At 40.8% G+C, this 22,209-nt stretch carries 18 protein-coding genes; 12 read left to right on the forward strand and 6 right to left on the reverse strand.

All coding sequences use genetic code 11. From position 1 onward, the window contains the following. Positions 1-90: 90 nt before the first annotated feature. Together rsmI and ABT310_RS05930 are read right to left on the reverse strand one after the other, a co-directional pair. Positions 91-762 carry a 16S rRNA (cytidine(1402)-2'-O)-methyltransferase gene (gene rsmI, locus ABT310_RS05925; protein ID WP_375325826.1) on the reverse strand — a complete coding sequence of 224 codons (672 nt, stop codon included), beginning with the start codon at positions 760-762 and terminating at the stop codon, positions 91-93. Between the two features lie 33 nt (positions 763-795). Further along, complete coding sequence (locus tag ABT310_RS05930) at positions 796-1,491, reverse strand: hypothetical protein (RefSeq protein ID WP_375325827.1); 696 nt, start codon at positions 1,489-1,491, stop codon at positions 796-798. Between the two features lie 157 nt (positions 1,492-1,648). Between ABT310_RS05930 and ABT310_RS05935 the strand changes: the two genes are divergently transcribed. The 4 genes from ABT310_RS05935 to ABT310_RS05950 all read left to right on the forward strand — a co-directional run bounded on the left by ABT310_RS05935 (position 1,649) and on the right by ABT310_RS05950 (position 5,212). After that, entirely contained in the window at positions 1,649-2,293 is a 645-nt protein-coding gene (locus tag ABT310_RS05935; RefSeq protein WP_375325828.1) for a thymidine kinase, read from the forward strand. Beyond that, positions 2,286-3,395, forward strand: coding sequence for an alanine racemase (gene alr, locus ABT310_RS05940; RefSeq protein ID WP_375325829.1), 1,110 nt, complete (start codon positions 2,286-2,288; stop codon positions 3,393-3,395). The genes ABT310_RS05935 and alr overlap by 8 nt, the downstream gene beginning before the upstream one ends. 72 nt (positions 3,396-3,467) lie before the next feature. Further along, positions 3,468-3,875, forward strand: coding sequence for a large-conductance mechanosensitive channel protein MscL (gene mscL / locus ABT310_RS05945; protein WP_375325830.1), 408 nt, complete (start codon positions 3,468-3,470; stop codon positions 3,873-3,875). Between the two features lie 323 nt (positions 3,876-4,198). Next, complete coding sequence (locus ABT310_RS05950; RefSeq protein WP_375325831.1) at positions 4,199-5,212, forward strand: aspartate-semialdehyde dehydrogenase; 1,014 nt, start codon at positions 4,199-4,201, stop codon at positions 5,210-5,212. Positions 5,213-5,278: 66 nt separating this feature from the next. On the opposite strand, the gene ABT310_RS05955 is transcribed toward ABT310_RS05950, so the two are convergent. Further along, the gene (locus tag ABT310_RS05955; RefSeq protein WP_375325832.1) at positions 5,279-6,523 is read right to left on the reverse strand and encodes a S8 family serine peptidase; all 1,245 of its coding nucleotides are present in this window, start codon (positions 6,521-6,523) and stop codon (positions 5,279-5,281) included. Between the two features lie 284 nt (positions 6,524-6,807). Between ABT310_RS05955 and ABT310_RS05960 the strand changes: the two genes are divergently transcribed. From ABT310_RS05960 to arfB, 3 genes are all read left to right on the forward strand, one after another. Beyond that, complete coding sequence (locus tag ABT310_RS05960) at positions 6,808-8,961, forward strand: prolyl oligopeptidase family protein (RefSeq protein ID WP_375325833.1); 2,154 nt, start codon at positions 6,808-6,810, stop codon at positions 8,959-8,961. Between the two features lie 124 nt (positions 8,962-9,085). Further along, a complete protein-coding gene (locus tag ABT310_RS05965; protein ID WP_375325834.1) occupies positions 9,086-10,081 on the forward strand; it encodes a sulfate/molybdate ABC transporter ATP-binding protein in 996 nt (331 codons plus the stop codon). Next, the gene (arfB, locus tag ABT310_RS05970; protein WP_375325835.1) at positions 10,059-10,463 is read left to right on the forward strand and encodes an alternative ribosome rescue aminoacyl-tRNA hydrolase ArfB; all 405 of its coding nucleotides are present in this window, start codon (positions 10,059-10,061) and stop codon (positions 10,461-10,463) included. The genes ABT310_RS05965 and arfB overlap by 23 nt, the downstream gene beginning before the upstream one ends. 3 nt (positions 10,464-10,466) lie before the next feature. Here the strand turns inward: arfB and ABT310_RS05975 are convergent, their stop codons facing one another. Genes ABT310_RS05975 through ABT310_RS05985 form a run of 3 tightly spaced genes read right to left on the reverse strand, consistent with a single transcriptional unit; the run spans position 10,467 to position 13,633 of the window. Then, positions 10,467-10,913, reverse strand: a complete 447-nt coding sequence (locus tag ABT310_RS05975; RefSeq protein WP_375325836.1) for a 3-oxoacyl-ACP synthase — start codon at positions 10,911-10,913, stop codon at positions 10,467-10,469. Between the two features lie 9 nt (positions 10,914-10,922). Beyond that, positions 10,923-12,272 carry a PAS domain-containing sensor histidine kinase gene (locus ABT310_RS05980; RefSeq protein ID WP_375325837.1) on the reverse strand — a complete coding sequence of 450 codons (1,350 nt, stop codon included), beginning with the start codon at positions 12,270-12,272 and terminating at the stop codon, positions 10,923-10,925. Further along, positions 12,272-13,633 carry a sigma-54-dependent transcriptional regulator gene (locus ABT310_RS05985; RefSeq protein WP_375325838.1) on the reverse strand — a complete coding sequence of 454 codons (1,362 nt, stop codon included), beginning with the start codon at positions 13,631-13,633 and terminating at the stop codon, positions 12,272-12,274. Before ABT310_RS05985 ends, ABT310_RS05980 begins: the two co-directional genes overlap by 1 nt. 353 nt (positions 13,634-13,986) lie before the next feature. On the opposite strand from ABT310_RS05985, the gene ABT310_RS05990 reads away from it, so the two are divergent. The 5 genes from ABT310_RS05990 (at position 13,987) to ABT310_RS06010 (ending at position 22,206) form a co-directional block, all read left to right on the forward strand. Then, entirely contained in the window at positions 13,987-15,327 is a 1,341-nt protein-coding gene (locus tag ABT310_RS05990; RefSeq protein WP_375325839.1) for a TolC family protein, read from the forward strand. Positions 15,328-15,335: 8 nt separating this feature from the next. Beyond that, positions 15,336-16,586 carry an efflux RND transporter periplasmic adaptor subunit gene (locus ABT310_RS05995; RefSeq protein ID WP_375325840.1) on the forward strand — a complete coding sequence of 417 codons (1,251 nt, stop codon included), beginning with the start codon at positions 15,336-15,338 and terminating at the stop codon, positions 16,584-16,586. A gap of 65 nt (positions 16,587-16,651) precedes the next feature. Then, on the forward strand, positions 16,652-17,347 hold the full coding sequence (locus ABT310_RS06000) for an ABC transporter ATP-binding protein (RefSeq protein ID WP_375325841.1): 696 nt from the start codon (positions 16,652-16,654) through the stop codon (positions 17,345-17,347). Positions 17,348-17,377: 30 nt separating this feature from the next. Beyond that, positions 17,378-19,765, forward strand: coding sequence for an ABC transporter permease (locus ABT310_RS06005; protein ID WP_375325842.1), 2,388 nt, complete (start codon positions 17,378-17,380; stop codon positions 19,763-19,765). A 23-nt stretch (positions 19,766-19,788) separates the two neighbouring features. Further along, positions 19,789-22,206, forward strand: coding sequence for an ABC transporter permease (locus tag ABT310_RS06010; RefSeq protein ID WP_375325843.1), 2,418 nt, complete (start codon positions 19,789-19,791; stop codon positions 22,204-22,206). The last annotated feature ends 3 nt before the right edge of the window (positions 22,207-22,209 follow it).

Raw genomic sequence — 22,209 nt, forward strand, 5'->3', positions numbered from 1 at the left:
TGCCATTTTTCTCAAAGATTGAAACAAAGCAAAATTTGTAATGCAAAGGCCTTGTTGATCTTGAGTTGATTTTAGAAATAAATATAGCCTTTATTTCTTCCCGCCAACCACAATTACAAATTCTCCTTTTGGAGCTTTATTATTAAAGTGATTTAAAACTTCAGAAATGGTGCCTCGAACCGTTTCTTCGTACAGTTTTGTCAATTCACGGGAAACGGAGATAGGTCTGTCTTCCCCAAAATATTCGGCAAAGTGTCCTAAAGTCTTTAGGAGTTTGTGTGGTGATTCGTAAAAAACCATGGTTCGGGTTTCTTCGGCCAATTGTTGCAGTCGTGTTTGTCTGCCCTTTTTCACAGGCAAAAATCCCTCAAAAACAAATCGGTCGTTGGGCAATCCACTGTTTACCAAAGCAGGAACAAAGGCTGTGGCTCCTGGCAAGCATTCCACTTCAATTTTGTTTTCAAGGCAAGCACGTGTTAGCAAAAACCCAGGGTCGGAAATTGCAGGGGTGCCTGCATCGGAAATCAGTGCAAAAGACACCTCTCCTTTTAATTTTTGAACTAAACTTTCCACTTGTTTATGCTCGTTGTGCATGTGGTGGCTCTGTAAAGGGGTGTCAATTTCAAAATGTTTCAGCAGTTTGCCACTGGTACGGGTGTCTTCGGCCAAAACCACATCCACTTCCTTTAGCACCTTAATGGCGCGCAGGGTAATATCTTCAAGATTCCCTATTGGTGTTGGAACAAGGTATAATTTTCCCATAAACCAAAGTTACGGTCTTATTGGGAATTAGGTTTAAGAAAATCGTCTTTGGATCAACGCAATAAAACGTGTTTCATATTCTTCTTTACCTTTCCATCCATCATACTCAGGTTTCACCATGTTTTGGATGAAGGAAACCGAACGCTCTTCGGTGTCGATGGTATTGAGTTGTGAAAGCACGCGGGTATAATCTTCCATGCTATTGTTAAAAAGGTGCTTTACAAAAGCCAGCTTATCATTAAGGCCTACTTGCAAATCTTTGGAATGTCTATCGTTTATCGATTTTATCCTGGCACTTTTTTCGGCTACGACTTGCGTATCGGCCTGACCGCCTACTTCCTCTTTATCGTTTTTAATAAGCTCGGGCTTCGCCACAAATTCGGCAAATACTCTTTCCAAATCTGCCTGTGATGGCATTTCGGAAACAATATCCTTAATGGTGGCCATGGAAGGTCTCGTAATAATATCGTCTTGGTGTGGATTACTTTCCGGTACAGAAATATTTCCACTAAGTACTGCATTGGCCAATTTCTCAAATCGGGTGGCGATGATATTTTTGGAAGTGTCGACCTCAACGTCGCTCAATTTCTCATCAATAAACTTAAGTACGGCCAACTTTTCGTAAATCTCTTTCGATTTTTCATAAAGCGCTGCCAAATCGGTATCCTCCCTAGCCGTAATAATTTCGGTGGATAGTTTAATCAACTCTTCCCGTAAATTCTTTATCATAACTAATTTTCTTTACTTTAAAAATATAATCAATTTCTCGATTCTTATAAGAACGAAAGGTTAAATTTTAAGCTAAACTAGGGGTATATTTTTTTAGTAGCTTTGTGCTTAGTCCCAATATAACGGGAAAACACACAATTTCGTTCAAAAATACGGTATGTTTCTCGAAAACACGGTCAACCCTAAAGAACAGTTTGGATGGATTGAGGTCATCTGCGGCTCCATGTTTTCCGGAAAGACAGAAGAACTTATCCGCAGGCTTAAAAGAGCCCAGTTCGCCAAACAAAAGGTAGAAATATTTAAACCCATCGTGGATACAAGGTACCATGAAGAAATGGTAGTGTCCCACGATTCCAACGAAATTAGGTCCACTCCCGTACCCGCAGCGGCCAATATTCGTTTGTTGGCAGATGATTGTGATGTTGTGGGAATTGATGAAGCCCAATTTTTTGACGATGAAATTGTAACCGTCTGCAACGATCTTGCCAATCGAGGCGTTCGAGTGGTGGTTGCTGGATTGGATATGGACTTTAAGGGCAATCCCTTTGGCCCAATGCCCTCACTAATGGCCACTGCCGAATATGTGACCAAAGTACATGCGGTTTGTACCCGTACCGGTAATTTGGCCAATTACAGTTTTAGAAAATCGCATAATGATAATTTGGTGCTTTTGGGTGAAACAGAGGAATACGAACCCTTGAGCCGGGCTGCATTTTATAAAGCAATGCTACGGGAAAGAATCAACGAAATGGATGTGGATTCGGAAGAAGTGAATTCCAAAAATAAGGCGTCCAATGAGTAAGGTAGGCGAAACTACATTGGTCCTCGACCTATCTGCCCTTGCTCACAACTACCACTTTTTGCGTTCCAAAATAAAGCCAGAAACCAAATTTTTAGGAGTGGTCAAAGCCTTTGCTTATGGAAGTGACATGGTGGTCATTGCAAAAAAGCTGGAGCAATTGGGGGCCGATTATTTGGCCGTGGCTTATGTGAATGAAGGGGTATTGCTTCGAAAGGCAGGGATTAAACTCCCTATTTTGGTATTGCATCCTTTGGCTGCCAATTTTGACGAGCTAATCAACCATGATTTGGAGCCCAGTATTTATTCTAGAAATATACTAAAACAGTTTGTTGATAAGGTCAAATCAAAAAAATTAAAGCATTATCCTATTCATATCAAATTTAATACTGGCCTTAACCGTTTGGGCTTTTGGGAAAACGATGTGGACAACATCTCCCATGATTTAATAGATGGGGATGCACTAAAGGTCATTTCCATTTTCTCTCACTTGGCTGCCTCCGAAGACAAGTCTGAAAAACCATTTAGTTTGGACCAAATTGAATCCTTCAAAAAAAGCAGTAAAAACCTATCCCAAAGACTAGGGTATATCCCCATGCGACACATATTGAACACTTCTGGTATTATCAATTATCCAGAGGCTCAATTTGAAATGGTCCGCAGCGGAATAGGACTGTACGGTTATGGAAACGAAAAAAGCGTTGATAAAACGCTTAAGCCTGTGGCTACATTAAAAACCATCATTTCCCAACTGCATCTAATTGAGCCGGGGGAAAGTGTGGGCTATAATAGAGCCTACATTTCGGACGGATTCAAAAAAACGGCGACACTGCCCATTGGTCATGCCGATGGCATTGGAAGACAATACGGAAAAGGAAAAGGTGTTGTTACGGTTCATGGTAAAAAAGCGCCCATTATTGGTAATGTGTGTATGGATATGATCATGGTAGATGTGACAGGAATTGATTGCAATGAAGGGGATGAGGTACTTATTTTTGGTCCTGAGCAATCCGCGGAAAATTTTGCGTCGGGGGCCAGTACCATTTCTTATGAAATACTAACAGCCATTTCGCAACGAGTGAAAAGAATCGTTATGGGGGATTGATTTCTTTCTTTTTTAGCTAAATATCTTCCTTTTTACTTAATTTGTTCTTGTTAACCAATACTTAACTATAAAATGGGATTTTTAAAAGAGTTTAAAGACTTCGCAATGAAAGGAAACCTGGTGGATATCGCCGTAGGTTTCGTTATGGGTGCCGCTTTTAAAGAAGTGGTTTCTTCTTTTACCGGTGGAATTGTTTCACCATTGATCGGCTTGTTGTTCAATGCAGATTTTAACGATTTGAAATATGTGATTACGGATGGTACCGTAAACGATGCAGGAGAAACGGTGGGTGAAATTGCTGTGCTGTACGGTGCGTTCCTTACCAATGTAATCGATTTTCTAATTGTTGCCTTCGTAATGTTCCTTATCGTTAAGGGAGTAAACAAAATGAAGAAAAAAGAAGAGCCTGCTCCAGAAGCTCCAAAGGGTCCTACCCAAGAAGAGTTATTGGCAGAGATTCGCGATTTATTGAAGAAATAATTTATTGTAACAGATTGTCACTTCGAGCGCAGTCGAGAAGTTATTAAACTCGATATTTTTAAATGAGGTCTCGACTGGTCTCGACCTGACAATTTTCATTGAATTCCTGCTGAGGATATTTAGAAAATAAAATCGTTGATGCTGAAATGAATCAGCATCCCCGCTACATCACAATAATCAATTTTAAAAACCATCAATGTGTTTCGCTAACATCTTGATGGTTGTTTTATTTATAACATTTTGTTATTTTTTGATAATTCATTACTAAAATACTTGTTTAACTCGCTGACTGAATTACCTTTGCGGCAAGAAATTAAATTACAATGAAAGTAGCAGTTGTTGGAGCCACCGGAATGGTAGGCGAAGTTATGTTGAAAGTGTTGGAAGAAAGAAACTTCCCGATTTCAGAATTGTTGTTGGTTGCCTCGGAACGTTCTGTAGGTAAAAAACTTACCTATAAAAATGAAGAATATACCGTAATCGGTTTGGCCGATGCTGTTGCTGCGCAACCCGATATTGCCATTTTCTCCGCCGGTGGAGATACCTCATTGGAATGGGCCCCAAAATTTGCAGAAGTTGGTACCACAGTAATCGACAACTCATCCGCTTGGCGTATGGACCCGACCAAAAAATTGGTGGTTCCAGAAATAAACGCTTCAGAATTGACTGTTGAGGATAAAATCATAGCCAATCCCAACTGCTCTACCATTCAATTGGTAATGGCATTGGATCCATTGCACAAAAAATACCAAATGAGACGTGTTATTGTGTCTACTTATCAATCTGTTTCAGGAACTGGGGTAAAAGCCGTAGAGCAAATGGAAAACGAAGCGGCTGGCATCGAAGGGGAAATGGCATATCCTTATCCTATCAACCGAAATGCATTACCACATTGCGATGTGTTCTTGGACAATGGGTACACCAAAGAGGAGATGAAATTAGCCCGTGAGCCTCAAAAAATATTGGATGACCGTACATTTTCAGTTACCGCAACTGCAGTTCGCATCCCAACCGCGGGTGGACATTCTGAATCGGTAAATGTGGAGTTCCACAACGATTTTGATTTGACCGAAGTTCGTAACATTCTTAGCGAAACTCCAGGTATTGTGGTGCAGGATGATACTGCGAACAACTCTTACCCCATGCCCATTTTTGCGAATGGAAAGGATGATGTTTTTGTGGGTAGAATCCGTAGAGATGAAACACAACCGAATACGTTAAACATGTGGATAGTGGCCGATAACCTAAGAAAAGGTGCCGCCACCAACGCCGTTCAAATTGCAGAATATTTGGTAGAAAACAATTTGGTTTCGAATACTTCTGAAGCTGTTTCCTAAGTTTTCAAGCAATTCCAAAAAATAAAAAGGGGCCAAATTGGCCCCTTAATTTTTATAGTGTTAGGTTTAATTTACTCCGATAGTATCTGCATTTCCATCAGGGTCACCACTCACAGTTCCACCATTGCCAATGTTACCTAACAACAATAATCCACAGGCATGAGGGGAAGCCATAGAAGTTCCACTAATGGTATTGTATCCGCCTGGCCATGTTGATTTAATGGCAACTCCCGGCTCACAATAATCCACAGGTGGATTTCCGTAATTGGAAAAAGAAGCCCAAATATCACCTTCGGACATTGCAGAAATGGTATAAATATTATTTCCGTTGGCAGAAGCAGGGGATGAACCGTTGGCATCCGCACTTTCATTTCCTGCTGCAATTGCAAACTTTACTGTTGAAGATGCATTGATGACGGCATCGTTCACAGCTTGGGAGAACCCTCCACCCAAACTCATATTGGCAACATCACCATTGGAGGCATTGGCCGCTACAAAATCGATTCCTGCAATAACCCCTGAATATGAACCGCTACCTCTACGATCCAATACTTTTACCGGAATCACGGTTGCGCCAGCAGCAACACCAACCACTCCTATTTCATTGTCGATAGCTGCCACTGTACCCGCCACATGAGTTCCATGACCATTGTTGTCTACAGCAAGATCAGAATCTGGTCCATTGGTGAAGGCATTATACCCGCGGCTCATATCAACATTTAAGTCTTCATGACTAGAGTCGATTCCAGAATCGATAATCCAAGCAACACTATTTCCAGTATAGGTTGCCCCACCGTTGACTCTGGCAATACCCCAAGGAATTTCTTGAAGAGCAGTTCCTCCGCCACCGCCACCGCCAGGACCCTTGCCCGGAGGTGGTGCCAATGTAAACATTTGGTCTTTTTCAATATATGCCACTCTTGGATCTGACTTTAACGTATTGGCCTGGTCGCTGCTCAAACGCGCAGATACTCCCGTTAAGGTTTTACTGTACACACGTTCAATAAGGTCGCCCTTCATTTGAAGACTTCCCAATACATCGGTGGCCAATTGTTTAACAGCTCCTGTCGCCGATTTATAATCGGCTCCAAATTTTGCCCCTACGTCGCCTGTAACCTTTTGGTCGAACACCACAATATAGGATCCATCAATTTCATAACTGCCCTGATTAAAGATTACCGCTTCTTCTTCCGGAAGGATACTTTGATTTTCTGGGCTTTCCAATCCAGATTGTGAATCATCCGAACAAGAGAATAAAATCATCCCTGTGCTGGCCAATAAGACTGCACTCTTTAAAAGAGGTTTTTTCATAATGTTAATAGTTTTAGTTTTTCATTTGGTTCAATGTAATATTTTTCCTCACAATTTTATGTTATAATGTTGTATTTTTATTAACATTACGTTAACTTTTTAAAGTCATAGGACGCAACTTACCATTCAAAAATTCTTGCAAATCCTTCTTTTACCAAGTTTAAGATTGACACTTTTAATCCTCTAGTTGTCCTTCTTTCATAAAATTCGTTAAAGGCGTATTTCGCTTCTGGGGATTACTTGTTTTTATGGTATTTTTATCCGAATCAATTCTAACAAATTATATGAGAAACTTTAGTCTATTGGCTACCATCGTTTTATTGACGGCCTGTCAAAAAACTACCAAAAGAGAACCTATACAAGTGACCTATCCTACAACAAAAAAAGTCGATACCGTAACCAACTATTTCGGCACCGAAGTAAAAGACCCTTACCGTTGGTTGGAAGACGACCGAAGCGAAGAAACCGAAGCTTGGGTGAAACAGCAAAATTCCGCAACCTTTGGGTATTTGGATAAAATCCCATTCCGTGAAGACCTTAAAAATCGTTTGGAAAAACTTTGGAACTACGAAAAATTGGGCTCCCCTTTTAAAGAGGGTGATTACACCTACTACTATAAAAACAATGGGCTCCAAAACCAATATGTGGTGTACCGCAAAAAAGGAGATGGCGAAGAAGAAGTGTTTTTGGATCCCAATACCTTTTCTGAAGACGGCACCACTTCTTTAATGGGGCTTAATTTTACCAAGGACGGTTCCAAAGCTGCTTATCTTATTTCTGAAGGTGGAAGTGATTGGAGAAAAGCCATTACCATTGATACCGAAACCATGGAAATTGTGGAAGACACTTTAGTCGACATCAAATTCAGTGGTATTTCTTGGAAAGGCAACGAAGGCTTCTACTATTCTAGCTACGATAAACCTAAAGGCAGTGAACTTTCTGCCAAGACCGACCAACACAAATTGTATTATCACAAATTGGGCACACCACAATCCGAGGACAAAATCATCTTCGGCGGTACTCCAGAAGAAAAACACCGTTATGTTAGCGGTTATGTTTCCGAGGACGAGAAATATCTGTTCATTTCGGCATCTATTTCAACCTCTGGAAATAAATTGTTTTTGATGAATCTTACCTCTTCAAATCCTGAATTGGTTACCGTTTTGGGCGATACCGATTCGGACACCTACGTAATCGACAACGAAGGTTCCAAACTCTTCTTGGTGACCGACCGTGAAGCTCCCAACAAAAAAGTGGTAGTGGTCGATGCATCGAACCCAACTCCAGATAATTGGACGGATTTGATTCCAGAAACCGAAAATGTATTGACCGCAGGTACTGGAGGAGGTTATTTCTTCACCGAATATATGGTAGATGCAATTTCCAAAGTACTTCAATACGATTACGAGGGGAAATTGATTCGCGAGGTAAAGTTGCCTGGAGTGGGCAGTGCTGGAGGATTTGGCGGCAAAAAAGAGGATAAGGAATTCTATTTCTCTTTCACTAATTACAACACTCCTGGATCATCCTATAAATTTAATGTGGAAACAGGCGAGTATGAGCTGTACTGGAAACCCCAAATTGATTTTAACCCTGCGGATTACGAATCCAAGCAGGTGTTTTACAATTCAAAAGATGGAACAAAAGTTCCTATGATCATTACCTATAAAAAAGGATTGGAATTGAATGGAAAAAACCCAACTATCCTTTATGGTTATGGAGGCTTCAACGTTAGTTTAACTCCCTCTTTCAGCATTGTAAATGCCGTATGGATGGAGCAAGGTGGAGTTTATGCCGTTCCCAACCTGCGTGGTGGTGGAGAATACGGTAAAAAATGGCACATTGCGGGCACCAAGCTTCAAAAGCAGAATGTTTTTGATGATTTTATTGCTGCTGCCGAGTATTTGATTGCTGAAAATTATACCTCCAAAGAATATTTGGCCATTCGAGGAGGATCTAATGGCGGATTATTGGTCGGCGCTACCATGACCCAACGACCTGATCTAATGCAAGTGGCCTTGCCTGCCGTTGGTGTAATGGATATGTTGCGTTACCACACCTTTACCGCTGGTGCGGGATGGGCCTACGATTACGGTACGTCTGAAGACAATAAAGAAATGTTCGAGTATTTGAAAGGGTACTCCCCCGTTCACAATGTGAAAAAAGGCACTTCGTATCCGGCCACATTGGTGACCACCGGGGATCATGACGACCGCGTGGTGCCTGCTCACAGTTTTAAATTCGCTGCTGAACTGCAGGAAAAACAAGCTGGAGACCAACCTACATTAATCCGAATTGAGACCAACGCCGGTCACGGAGCAGGAACACCTGTGAGCAAGACCATTGAACAATACGCCGATATTTTTGGGTTTACCTTGTTCAATATGGGATATGATGAGCTGCCTAACCAGGCTGTTATAAAGGAATTTAAAGATTAACTTTATTCTAAATTATATATAGTCAATTCGAGCGGAGTCGAGAACCATTTTATTTGGGCTAATCAACAAATCTCGGCTTCGCTCAACTTGAAGTAAACCTTAAACTGACCTTTGTTCAACACCCATGCTTAAAGTACAGATTGACGCCTTTGGCTACCAAAAAAAGCCAATTCTAAAGGACATTTCATTTGAAGTGACCCCTGGGGGACATTTGGCCTTGATGGGTGAAAGTGGGTCGGGCAAGAGTACCTTGCTCAAAATTATATATGGGCTACTACATGTGGAAGAAGGCTCTATTTATTGGGGAGAAAAACAAGCTTTAGGCCCCAATTTTAATTTGGTGCCGGGCGAGCCATACATGAAATATTTAGCGCAGGATTTTGATTTGATGCCATTTATTTCCGTGAAAGAAAACATTGGTCAATACCTTTCCGTGTTCGAACGGGAAACCCATGAAGAGCGTATCCAAGAACTATTGGAGCTTATTGAAATGGAAGATTTTGCCCAAACCAAAGTCAAAAATTTGAGTGGCGGACAACAACAAAGAGTTGCCCTGGCCCGCGTTTTGGCTCAAGAGCCTGAGATATTATTATTGGACGAGCCCTTTGGACATATCGATAACTTTAAACGAAACACACTACGTAGAAAACTTTTCCCGTACCTCAAGAAAAAAGGAATTACGGTGCTAACGGCCAGTCATGATCCAAGTGATGTGTTGCCCTTTGCAGAACGCACGTTGATTTTGGACAAAGGAGAGGTTATCGCACTTAACAACACCCAAGGACTGTATAAAAACCCTCCCAATTACTACACGGCTTCTTTGTTCGGACATGTCAACCAAGTTCCGATGAAGTTGTTAAAATCCTATGCAGAAATAGATAAATCGGTGCTGGTTTATCCTCATGAATTTAAATTTTCAGATGCTTCAGGATTAAGGGTCGAAGTGACCAACAGTCTATTTATGGGCAGCTTTTACCTCAATGAAAGTGTTGCCGAAGATGGAACCCAAATTTTATTCAAAACGGAGACCGAACAAGAAAAAGGAGTCACTATTTTTCTTAATGTATCTTTGAAGACCATCAATAGAAGGCTTCAAGTTGGACAAAAAGCAAATACATAACGAATTACAATTTAAGGCGATTCGCAGCAGTGGTGCTGGAGGGCAGCATGTGAACAAAGTTTCTTCCAAAGTGGAGGTCTCTTTTGCTGTTCCTTTATCTCAAGGTTTGTCCGAAACCGAAAAACAAAGAGTCTTGCTAAAATTAAAATCCCGATTGAGCAATGAAGGGGTCTTACTTTTGCAATGCGATGAAGCCAGAAGTCAGCACCGGAATAAAGATTTGGTTGTAAAGCGTTTATTTGAGGTGCTTACAAAAGCATTGGAAGTTCCTAAAAAGCGAAAGCCAACCAAACCATCAAAATCTTCTGTAGAGAAAAGGCTTAAACTCAAAAAAATGTCAGCCGAACGAAAAGCTTCCCGTAAAAAACCGAATTGGGATTAAAGGTTAAAGTACTTCCAAAATGGTTTGTGATTTTCCATTAAAAACAAAGCTTTCACCTTTTTCTTTACCCAAAAGCAATTGCGATATGGGAGCACTGGAAGAAATGCAATACACCAATTCATTTTCGCTTTTAAAGGCTCCTGCAGAAATCGAAATAAAATAATTGGCAGCAGAAGTTTTCACCCAACAACCCAAGCTTATTTTTTGAGGTGTTTTCTCTATATCGATTTTTTTTAGGACAGAGCGGTCTTTTTCCAGTTCCAGAATTTGTTGCGCTAATTTCTCCTGTTCCAACTGCACCATCGCTCTCCCTGTTTCATGTTTGTCACCCGCTGTGCTTTTGGTTTCGGAATTGAGCGATTCCTTAAGCTCATCACTAGTTCTTTTTAGCCGCGCCGTTTTAGCATTGACATAGTCCCAGCAAAACTTCAAAATAGCTGACTTCTTCATTGTTTCCTATTACGCAAATGTCAACCTAAAAACAGTTTCTTGATGGGGTACAGATCTTACTTGAATGCTTCCTCCGTGCATTTGCATCACTCTTTTGGATAGACTCAGCCCAATTCCTGTTCCTTCGTTTTTGGTGGTGAAAAAGGGTACAAAAATTTCATCCATTACCTCAGGTGGAATTCCAGGGCCATTGTCCATTACATCAATATATTTTGAGCCATTTTTATCAATGCCTCCTACCAAAATTACTTTCCCGTTTTCGGTTTGTTCTACCGACTGAAGCGCGTTTTTGGTCAAATTGATCAAGACTTGTGAAATTTGTTTTTCATCTATATAAAACTCCAGATTTTCAGGTTTACAGACAACTTGAAGATCTATTTTATCGCCCAGTCTGGCCGACATCAACACATTTATTTTATCAAAAAGTCCTTTACCGCCCACAATGGCTTTCGAGGGGTCGGGCACGTGCAATAGACTGCGATACGACTGCACAAAATCCATTAAATCGCCCCCTTGCTCTTTAATGACTCCCAGTCCTTTTACCGTGTTCTTTATTTGATTTTCATCAATGCTTTCTGGAGTGATTACGCGCCCATTGTTACTATAATATTTCATGATGGAATCCGAAATCGACACAATCGGGGTGATGGTATTCATTATTTCATGGGTTAAAACACGTATCAAACGTACCCAAGATTCTGTTTCCTTTTCATCCAATTCACGTTGGATATCTTGAATGACCACCAACAGCAATGTCTGCCCATCCAATTTTAAGGGCGTTGACTTTAATGCCAATTGAATTTGTTCCCGCTCATTGGAAAGCTGAAACAATTTACGATCAAAAGACTGAAAGGATTTAAAAATTCGGTAGAGGTTTTCATCTACCTGTAACAGTTGCTTTATATGGTTCAACGGGGTATAATCCAGAATTTTTTCTGCGGTGGGATTCGCAAATAGGATATGGCCTTTTTCGTTATAGGTCATAATTCCAATACTGGCCTGTTTCAAAATTTCTTGGTAATACTGCTCCCTAATCTGAAGTTGTAAATGCACTTCATGGATCAAATCGTTTACCCGATTCAAACTTTTATTGAGCTCCTTAAAGGAATCTATGGAAACACGTTCGGGAAATCGTAGGGTAAAATCTTCATTTTTTATCGCATCAAAAAAGTAGGCAATTTTTCGGTTCGTCCTGTTGATGAAAACAATCAGCGAATACACCTGTGATGCTGCAATCAGCGTTAAAAAAGCAAATAAAAAATACCAGCCTTTCAACACCGAAAATGCCAGTCCCAAAATGGTAAAGGTCAATATTAATACCCTGATAATAAGCTGTATGTAGAAATTCCTGCTTGCCACTACTTCTTCTTTTTAAGCTTATTGTAAAGAGTTTGCCTTGATATTCCCAGTTGCTCGGCAGCGGCACTGTAGTTTCCCCCATGCTGATCCAAAGCTTTGGAAATCATGATCTGTTCCATTTCGTCCAATGTTGTGGGATCATTGTCAAAAGACTGCATGGTTTTGGTATGTAGTAAAAAATCTGCAGGCTTGAGCACATTGCCATCCGACAGAATCACCGATCGCTCCATGGTATGCTGTAATTCACGTATGTTTCCTGGCCAGGGGTAGTCCATTAGGCGTTCTTGGGCCAAATTATTAATGCGCAAACCCGGCTTATCATACTTTTGGGCAAATTTTTTCAAAAAGAATTCGGCCAATACCAAAATATCTTCTTCCCGCTCCCTTAAGGGCGGAACCTCAATATGAATGGTATTAATGCGGTACAACAAATCTTCCCTGAAAAGTCCGTCGGCCACCATCTGTTCCAAGTTGCAATTGGTGGCACAAATCAAACGGATATCCACTAGAATAGGTTTGTTGGAGCCTACCCGAACCACAGCCCGATTTTGAATGGCGGACAATAATTTGGCCTGCATTTGTAGGGATAGGTTGCCAATTTCATCCAAAAACAGGGTGCCTTGGTGGGCAGCTTCAAACTTTCCGGCTCTGTCTTCCTTAGCATCTGTAAAGGAGCCTTTTGTATGTCCGAACAATTCACTTTCGAACAAATTTTCGGCAATGGACCCCATATCCACCCCAATAAAAACCTCATTCTTTCTAACCGATAAGCGATGGAGCTCACGGGCAATCAACTCTTTCCCGGTCCCATTTTCTCCTGTGATCAACACGTTCACATCGGTTTTGGCGACTTTTTCCACCAATTCCAAAACAGAGGTAAGCGCTTTGGATTTGCCAACAATGAGACTTTTATCCTCATTAATGACTTGTTTCAGGTTGCTTTCCTTCTTTTTTAGGTTGTGTATCTCTTGTTTGGACCTTCTCAGCTCAAAAGCCGATCTAACGGTGGCCATGAGTCGTTCGTTGTTCCAAGGTTTTAATATAAAATCGGCAGCACCCTCCTTTAATGCCTTCACGGCCAAATCTATGGCGCCATAGGCCGTCATCATTATTACCGAAGTGTGCGGGGCCCGTTTTTGAATCTCACGAAGCCAAAACAGACCTTCGTTTCCGCTATTTACCCCTGCGGAGAAGTTCATGTCCAATAAAACAATATCGAAGCTTTCCAATTGGGGAAAGGACGAGATTTGGTTAGGGTTGGAGATGGATACCACTTCTTTATACTCAAATTGAAGTAGAATCTCGAGTGCACTCAAGATACTTTTATTATCATCTACCAATAAGATTTTGCCGTTAACCATGCTGTATTTTGGTTTGGTTTATAATATGCACCAACCTTCGTTCCAATATTGAAAAACCAAGATAGTGTTTTTTAAAATCCATTCTTGCCAACTCATTTCCATTTAAATCAAGCCCTCAAAAACCCAAGAAAAGTGCGTAAACTTTAAATTTTAATTTTTTGGATTATGATTCTGTTTTTCTGATGGCTTTTGATGTATTTATATTCTTGCTGTCCATTTTTTTTACACAAAGGTGTGTAAATTTTTAACAATACAACTAGGGTGCAACCTATTAATTTTATATTTAATACTGATTTTCAGTGTTTTATGTTTTTGGCACAACAATAGACTATGTTTTGGCACAGAATAAAAACATGAACTTAAGATTTTACATTACAACCCTATTATTATTCCTAACCTGGAAAGGAATGGCGCAACAAACTTGGTCGTTGGATGATTGTGTGGCTTATGCCATAGAACACAACCTCCAGGTAAAAAGCACCAATTTTAATATGGATTCCAACAAGGAAAGCTATAGACAGTCCGTGCGGAATTTATTGCCCTCCGTTGAAGGGTCCACAAATTATACCATTAGTTATGGCCGTTCTCCCGACCCCAACACCAACACCTACGTGAACACCGAATTTTTTAGTAATAATTATTCGGTAGGGGCAAGTTTGGACCTCTTTAGAGGATTTCAAAAAATGAACTTGATCAAGGCCACAAAGTTTATCTACAGGGCCTCAGAAGAAGATATCGATCAAGAAAAATTTATGCTGGCCTTTAGGGTGATGTCCGCCTTTTATGATATTAAATATTATGAGGGCCTTTTGGCCATTTCATTGGAACAACAAGAACTCTCCCAAGCCAATTACGATTTAGTGGAAAAGCAAGTGGAACTGGGTCTTAAAGCAGGGTCTGATTTATACGAAGCTGAATCCAATCTGTTGGGTGATAAGTTTTTGGTTACCCAAAACCGCAATCTGTTGGCCGAAGCCAAATTGATTTTGCTACAAGAAATGAACTTGATAGGCCAAAACGATATTGAATTGGAGAGAAATTTGAATTATGCTCCTGAAATAAAAGAGCAGGGTGTGGAATTGGATTCACTTTACGAAACTGCAAGAGGGTTTGTGCCCTTGGTCAAATCCCAGGAATATCGAGTGACCGCTGCCAAAAAACAATTGCAGGCCACTCGTGGTTCGCTATACCCATCACTTTCGTTAACTGCAGGTATCGGAACCAGTTATTTTGAGACCAATGTGGACGACAATGGCAACCTAATCCCGTTCAAAACCCAGTTTAAGGATAACTCTTCCAAATTTGTTGGTGCTTCCCTCAACATTCCATTAAGTTATGGGTGGGCCAATCATTCAAGGGTAAAGCAACAAAAAATTGCCTTTGAACAGGCTAAAAACAATTTGGAGATTCAAGAACAGGAATTGTTCAAAGTTTTACAACAACTGGTTCAGAGCAACCGTGCATTGGTTTCAGAATTTGAACAAAGTAAGAAGAAGATGGAATCGCAAGAATTGGCATTTACCATCGCACAAAAAAGATACGATAAAGGATTAATCAACGCATTGGAACTTTTTCAAGCAAAAAACTTGTATGGTGTAGCACAAAATGAAAACTTACAGGTGGCCCTTAAGCTAAAGGTGAACCAGAGTACCATAGATTTTTATAACGGCTTACCCATTTTTAACATCAACTAAAACATACCATGGATATACAATTAGAAAAAAAGAAAGGACTAAAACCAAAACACTTCGGATACATTGCCTTGGGCATACTCGTCTTGTTTATGGGGTATAAACTATTGTTCGCCTCATCCATGTCCACTTTCAGAACGGAAAAGGAACGGTTGTCCATCGCTTCCGTAACTGCAGGCAAATTTGACGATTACATTACTATCAACGGAAGTGTTGCCCCAATAGCAACCATTTTTATGGATGCGTATGAAGGTGGAAGGGTGTCCGAAAAATTGATCGAGGAAGGTTCCATGGTAAAAAAGGGTGACATCATCCTAAAATTGGAAAACATGAACCTGTATGAGCAGATCTTGGCCAGTGAAAGTAACCTGGCTCTAAAACAAAACGACCTGCGTTCCACCAAACTTACTTTCGACTCAAGACAAGTACAGGGGAAACGATCCTTGGCAGATGCACAGTTCGAGTTGCAACGTTCCAAAAGAAACTATGAGCAGAACAAAGCTTTATATGCAGATGAATTGGTTTCCAAAGAGGTGTATCTACAATCCAAAGAAGATTTTGAACTTGCCCAAAAGCAATATGAGATTGTAAAAATTCAAACCGAGCAAGACGACGAGTTGCGGGAAACATCCCTTAAGGGGTTGGATGCCGATATGGAACGAATGAGCAAAACATTGTCCATGGTCTATGAACGTTTGGACCACCTCAACGTAAGGGCCCCGGCCGATGGTCAATTAGGGTTTTTAGATGCAGAAATTGGACAGAGCATTGCACAAGGGGAACGCATTGGGCAAATCAACGTACTGACCGATTTTAAAATTGAGGCCAATATCGACGAACATTATATTGATCGTGTAAAACGTGATCTTTCTGCCACATTGGAACGAAATGGCAACGAATATGCTTTGCGTGTTCGAAAAGTATATCCAGAGGTGCGCAACGGTAGGTTTCAAGTGGATTTGGTTTTCAACGATGATAAACCAGAAACCATCAGAGCGGGCCAGAGCTATAACATTCGACTGCAATTGGGGGAATCCAACGATGCCTTGTTGTTGCCAAAAGGAGGTTTCTTCCAGAGTACTGGAGGGCAATGGGTATTCGTGGTGGATGCCAATGGCAATGAAGCCATTCGACGCAATGTCCGTTTGGGCAAACAAAATTCAAGATATTATGAAGTCCTTGAAGGGCTTGAACCCGGAGATCAAGTCATTACCAGTAACTACGATAGTTTTGGTGATGCAGAACGGATTGTCTTAAAATAATCCGAGGAGTGTAACATCAATCAAACGAACAAAGTCTTTAATTAATAAAAAACAACCATCAAAAAATGATACAGATAACAGATCTTAAGAAAAGCTTCCGCACCGAGGAAGTAGAAACCTTGGCACTGAACGGGGTAAACCTTAAAGTGGAAAAAGGAGAATTCGTTGCCATTATGGGCCCATCTGGATGTGGAAAATCAACTTTGCTCAACATCATCGGTATGTTGGACAATCCAACGGAGGGCAGCTATAATTTCGCCGGACACGAAGTAGGTGGGCTTAAAGAAAGTCAACGTACCCAATTGCGCAAAGGAAACCTTGGTTTTGTATTCCAGAGCTTTAACCTTATTGACGAGCTTACCGTTTTTGAAAACGTGGAGCTTCCCTTGATCTATCTTAAAATGAACAAGGCTGAAAGAAGGGAAAAAGTACAGAAAGTATTGGAACGCATGAAAATTGCACATAGAGAAAAACACTTTCCACAACAATTGTCAGGAGGTCAACAACAAAGGGTGGCCATTGCCAGAGCCGTCGTGACCAATCCAAAACTGATTTTGGCGGATGAGCCTACGGGGAACTTGGATTCCAAAAATGGAATTGAAGTGATGAACCTGTTAACAGAACTAAACCAAGAGGGCACTACCATTGTAATGGTGACGCACTCCGACCGTGATTCGCATTATGCCCACAGAGTGATCAATTTATTCGATGGACAAATCGTAACTGAAAGCCAGAACAAGCCCATGGGCGCCATGGTGTAGGGGTCTATTCATCAATCAAAAAAGAAAATCATGCTCAAGAATCAATTTAAAATCGCTTGGAGAAGTCTTCGGAAACGCAAAGGGTTTACCTTGATCAATATATTGGGGCTATCACTTGGTTTTGGCTGTAGTATTTTGGTGTTCCTGTTTGTGCAACACCATTTGCGGTTCGATAATTTCCACAACAATAGTGACCGTATCTACCGTTTTGCCACCGAAGAACATCGCGATTTTATTGAGTATGAGGCAGCAGTGCCGCCTGGCTTTGCCAATGCCTTTAGGCAAGATTACGACTATGCAGAAAAAGTGGCCAAATATGTAGATCGGCGCAATTACTTGATCACTTTGGACGGCAACATGGGTCGGAAGCAATTTACTTCTGAAGTTGCATTTGTGGAACCTGAGTTTTTCGACATTTTTAATTTTCCAATGGTAGATGGTTCCAATGGTGCTCCAATTACCGAGCCCAATACGGCCATGATCACAAAGGAAATGGCAAAAATAATGTTTGGGGACACCAATCCTATCAACCAAACTTTTATGTTGGAGAACAATCAGACCATCACTATAACTGGGGTGCTCCAGGATTTGCCCAATAATACTTTTGTGGAGGAACAAATCTTTGTGTCGTTCGAAACCTTGAAAAGTTATGATGAGTTTATGTCATCCGAGACTTGGGGAGGCATCAATTCCTCGCTGCATTGTTTTGCTTTAATGCGCCCGAATCAAGACATTTCAGAAATTGAAAGTCAGCTTCAAGGATATGTGCAAAAATACAGACCAGATGCCAAAAATGTGCATCATTACAAGGTTCAACCTCTCGCCCAAGTACATTTAGATTCCAAATACAGTGGTGGTGTAGACGCGAAAACGCTTTGGATATTTTCGTTGGTGGGGCTTTTTATTCTCATTGTCGCTTGTATCAATTTCATCAATATTTCCACAGCACAATCCACCTATCGTTCCAAGGAAGTTGGAGTGCGCAAAGTATTGGGCAGTTTTAAAAACCAACTGTTTTGGCAATTTATGGCCGAGACATTTATTGTTAGCACTTTGGCTTTGATCATCGGTATTGGTATGTGCGTTTCCATTTTGCCCTCTTTTAATACCCTTTTTGACCTTGACCTTTCCATCAACACGCTATTTCAGTTGAAATTTGCTGGTTTTGTTGTTCTGCTTCTAGGTTTGGTGACTTTGTTGGCAGGAAGTTATCCAGGTCTTTTATTGGCAAGAATAGCTCCTGTTTTGGCCTTAAAACGAAAAGTTTCACAAAACGATGCCGGAGGTTATGTTACCCGAAAAGCTTTGGTCGTGGTTCAGTTTGCCATCTCTATAGTATTGATTATTGGCTCTATCGTTGTATCCAAACAATTAAAATATGCTATCGATTCCGATTTGGGCTTTACCAAAGATGGAATGGTCATGATCGAAATTCCAGAATACATCGAATTAACCCAATTAAATGGCCTAAAAGAACGTATCGCACAAAACTCCAGCGTGGCAAATATAACCGCCTGCTTTGGGTCACCAGGGGCAAGCAACAACAATTGGGGAACTGGAGTTGTCTACAACAACCGCCCAGAACCTGAAGATTTTAACCTTCAAGTAAAAGCTGGGGATAAAAACTATTTGGATGCTTTTGATTTGGAATTGGTTGCAGGTCGAAACTTTTATGAAAAAGAATCCGTGGACGAATTGTTGGTAAATGAAACTTTTGTGCGCAAAATTGGCGCTTCCAGTCCACAAGAAATTATAGGAAAAAATTTATCCATCAATGGTGGAACCTTAAATGCAAATATTGTTGGCGTGGTTGCTGATTTCCATGATCAGGATTTCCACAGCACCATAAATCCCATTTTTATAGCCCCAGCAACACAACTATATGCTGAGTTGGCTGTAAAAATTAATTTGGCCTCTGCAGATGATGCATTAAGACATATCGAAAAAGAATGGTCTACCCTATTTCCAGATTATTTGTTCGATTATGCCTTTTTGGATGATGAGGTCGCCGATCTTTATGAAACAGAACAGCGGTTCCTTTCCTTGATTGGAGTGTTCTCGGGCATTGCCATTTTCATTGGTTGTTTGGGCATTTATGGCCTCATTCTATTCTTTGTGGTGCAAAAAACAAAGGAAATAGGAATCCGAAAAGTATTGGGGGGAAGTGTACAACATTTGGTGGCACTCGTGATGCAGGATTTCCTAAAACTCATCATAATAGCAGGTATAATTGCAACACCTATTGCCTGGTATTTTATGCACCGTTGGTTGGAGAACTTTGAATACCGCACCGCCATCAACTGGTGGGTATTTGTATTGGCCATCGCCATCATCATGACCATTACCCTTGCCACGATCAGTTATCAAGCGATTAAAGCAGCATTGACAAATCCAGTAAAAAGTCTCCGAACCGAATAAATCATTAATCAAAATCAAAAAACATGTTTAGAACCCATTTAAATATCGCTTGGCGGTCCATCAAAAAAGACAAACTCTTCACCATAATCAAGATTGGAGGGTTTGCCGTGGGTATCTGTGCCTGTATTTTGATTTCCCTCTTCATTAAAAATGAAGTGAGCTACGACAAGCACTACGCCAAAAACGACCAGATTTATAGGGTGGTGATGCAAGGGGTTTTTGAAGGAGAGGTGATGAAAAGCACCCATTTTCCATTGCCACTTTCTAAGGCTCTTCAAACCGATTTTGCTGAAATTGAAAAAGCAGGAAAAGTAAACTCCATTGAAATTTTTGGTGCAGGTAAAAGAGGGTTGCGATTGGAAGGAAAACAAGAAAACACCTTTGAAGAGAATTTCTTGTTGGCCGACCAAGAGGCTTTCGAAATTTTGGAAATCAACTTGGAACAAGGGAACCCAGAAACTGCTTTGCTGAACCCTCAAAGCATTGTTTTCTCCGAATCCAAAGCGGCTAAATATTTTCCCAATGGAAATGCAGTAGGCCAAACATTGTTTTTGGATAATGATGCAACCAAGCCTTACACCATTACAGGCATTATGCAGGATGTGCCCAAAAACTCACATCTAAATTTTGATTTTTTACTTCCCATCAACGACAGCTACGGAGGGTGGACCAACCAGAACTATTTTACCTACGTTTTGGTGAATCCCAATACCAATATTGCCGAATTGGAGCAAAAACTAAGCTTGGTAGTAGAAAAATATATTATTCCTGCCCAACTAGAACGAGGCCGTTCCGCCGATTTCATTAATGTGTTGAGAACCATTGAATACAAGCTTCAACCTATTTCGGATATTTATTTAAAATCCGACCTTAAAATGCAGGATGGGCTCAAACACGGTGACATTAAATTTGTGTGGTTGTTTGCTGCCATTGCCCTTTTTGTGTTGTTATTGGCCATCATCAACTTTATCAATCTTTCCACGGCAAAATCTGCCAATAGAGCCAAAGAGGTTGGACTTAGAAAAACCATAGGGGCTTTTAGAAACAACTTGGTGAATCAATTCTTAACCGAATCAGTGCTGTTCAGTATCATCTCTTTCATTTTGGGAACTGTGTTGGCTTGGGCACTATTGCCTACATTCAATGAAATTGCAGCGAAAAACATTCTCATGCCTTGGACAGCATGGTGGTTCATCCCACTTTTATTGGCTTCTGCCTTGATGGTTGGAATTTTGGCCGGACTGTATCCTGCGTTCTACCTATCTGCATTTAGACCTGCTCATGTGCTAAAAGGCAATTTGAGCATTGGAAGCAAAAGTGGCAAATTGAGAAGCGGCCTTGTGATTTTTCAATTCACTACATCTGTGGTTTTGATCATTGGCACGCTGATCATTTATCAGCAAATGGACTACATCATCAACAAAAAATTGGGCTATCAAAAAGAACAAGTGATTGTTTTAGAGGGCACCAATATTCTTGGGGACAAAATGGATTCCTTCAAGAATCAACTCTTGGGATTATCGCAAGTAAAAAGTGTTACCGCAACCAGCTATTTACCGCTTGATGGTGGCAGCAGAAATGGAAATACCTTTAGAATGGTGGGTGAAGATGATGGCGGAAGAGGTATTCCTGCACAAATTTGGAGAGTAGATTACGCTTACATAAAAACTTTGGGCATTCAATTGAAAAAGGGGAGGGATTTTTCCAAAGAATTCGCATTGGATTCGGTTAACTCGATTGTTATCAACTCCAAAATGGCCTCTGATCTAGGTTTAACGGACCCCATCGGAAAGGAAATTGATAATGGGGGGCAAACCTTTACCATAATCGGAGAAATAGAGGATTTTCATTTTAAATCACTCAAAGAAGATATTTCTGCATTGTCCTTGGTAATTGGAGAAAATACAGGAGCGGTCTCCGTGAAGTTGGAAAAAGGCAATCCATCTGAAGTCTTATTGGCAATAGAAAATATTTGGAACAGAAACATTCCCAACCAAGCCCTGAGTTATAATTTTATGGAACAAGAATTCGCCCAAATGCACGATGATGTGCAACGCATGGGCAAAATCTTCAACAGTTTTGCGCTTTTTGCCATTCTTGTGGCCTGTTTGGGATTATTTGCCCTTTCTGCCTTTATGGTGGAACAACGCAAAAAAGAAATCAGCATCCGTTTGGTCTTGGGAGCACCTTTCAAAAGCATTTATCAACTACTGACCCTCGACTTTTTAAAGTTGATCTTGGTTTCCATTTGCATTGCCGCTCCAGTGGGTTGGTATTTAATGAACCGCTGGCTGGAAGGATTTGCGTATCACATCAATATTGGATTGGGAATTTTTATTACCGCAGGAATCATCGCACTCGGGGTAGCCATACTCACCATTAGTTATCAATCAATCGGAGCCGCAATGGTAAAACCCACCAAAGGCTTAAGAACGGAATAAATC

This window comes from Flagellimonas cixiensis (assembly GCF_042134615.1).
Lineage (GTDB): Bacteria > Bacteroidota > Bacteroidia > Flavobacteriales > Flavobacteriaceae > Flagellimonas > Flagellimonas cixiensis.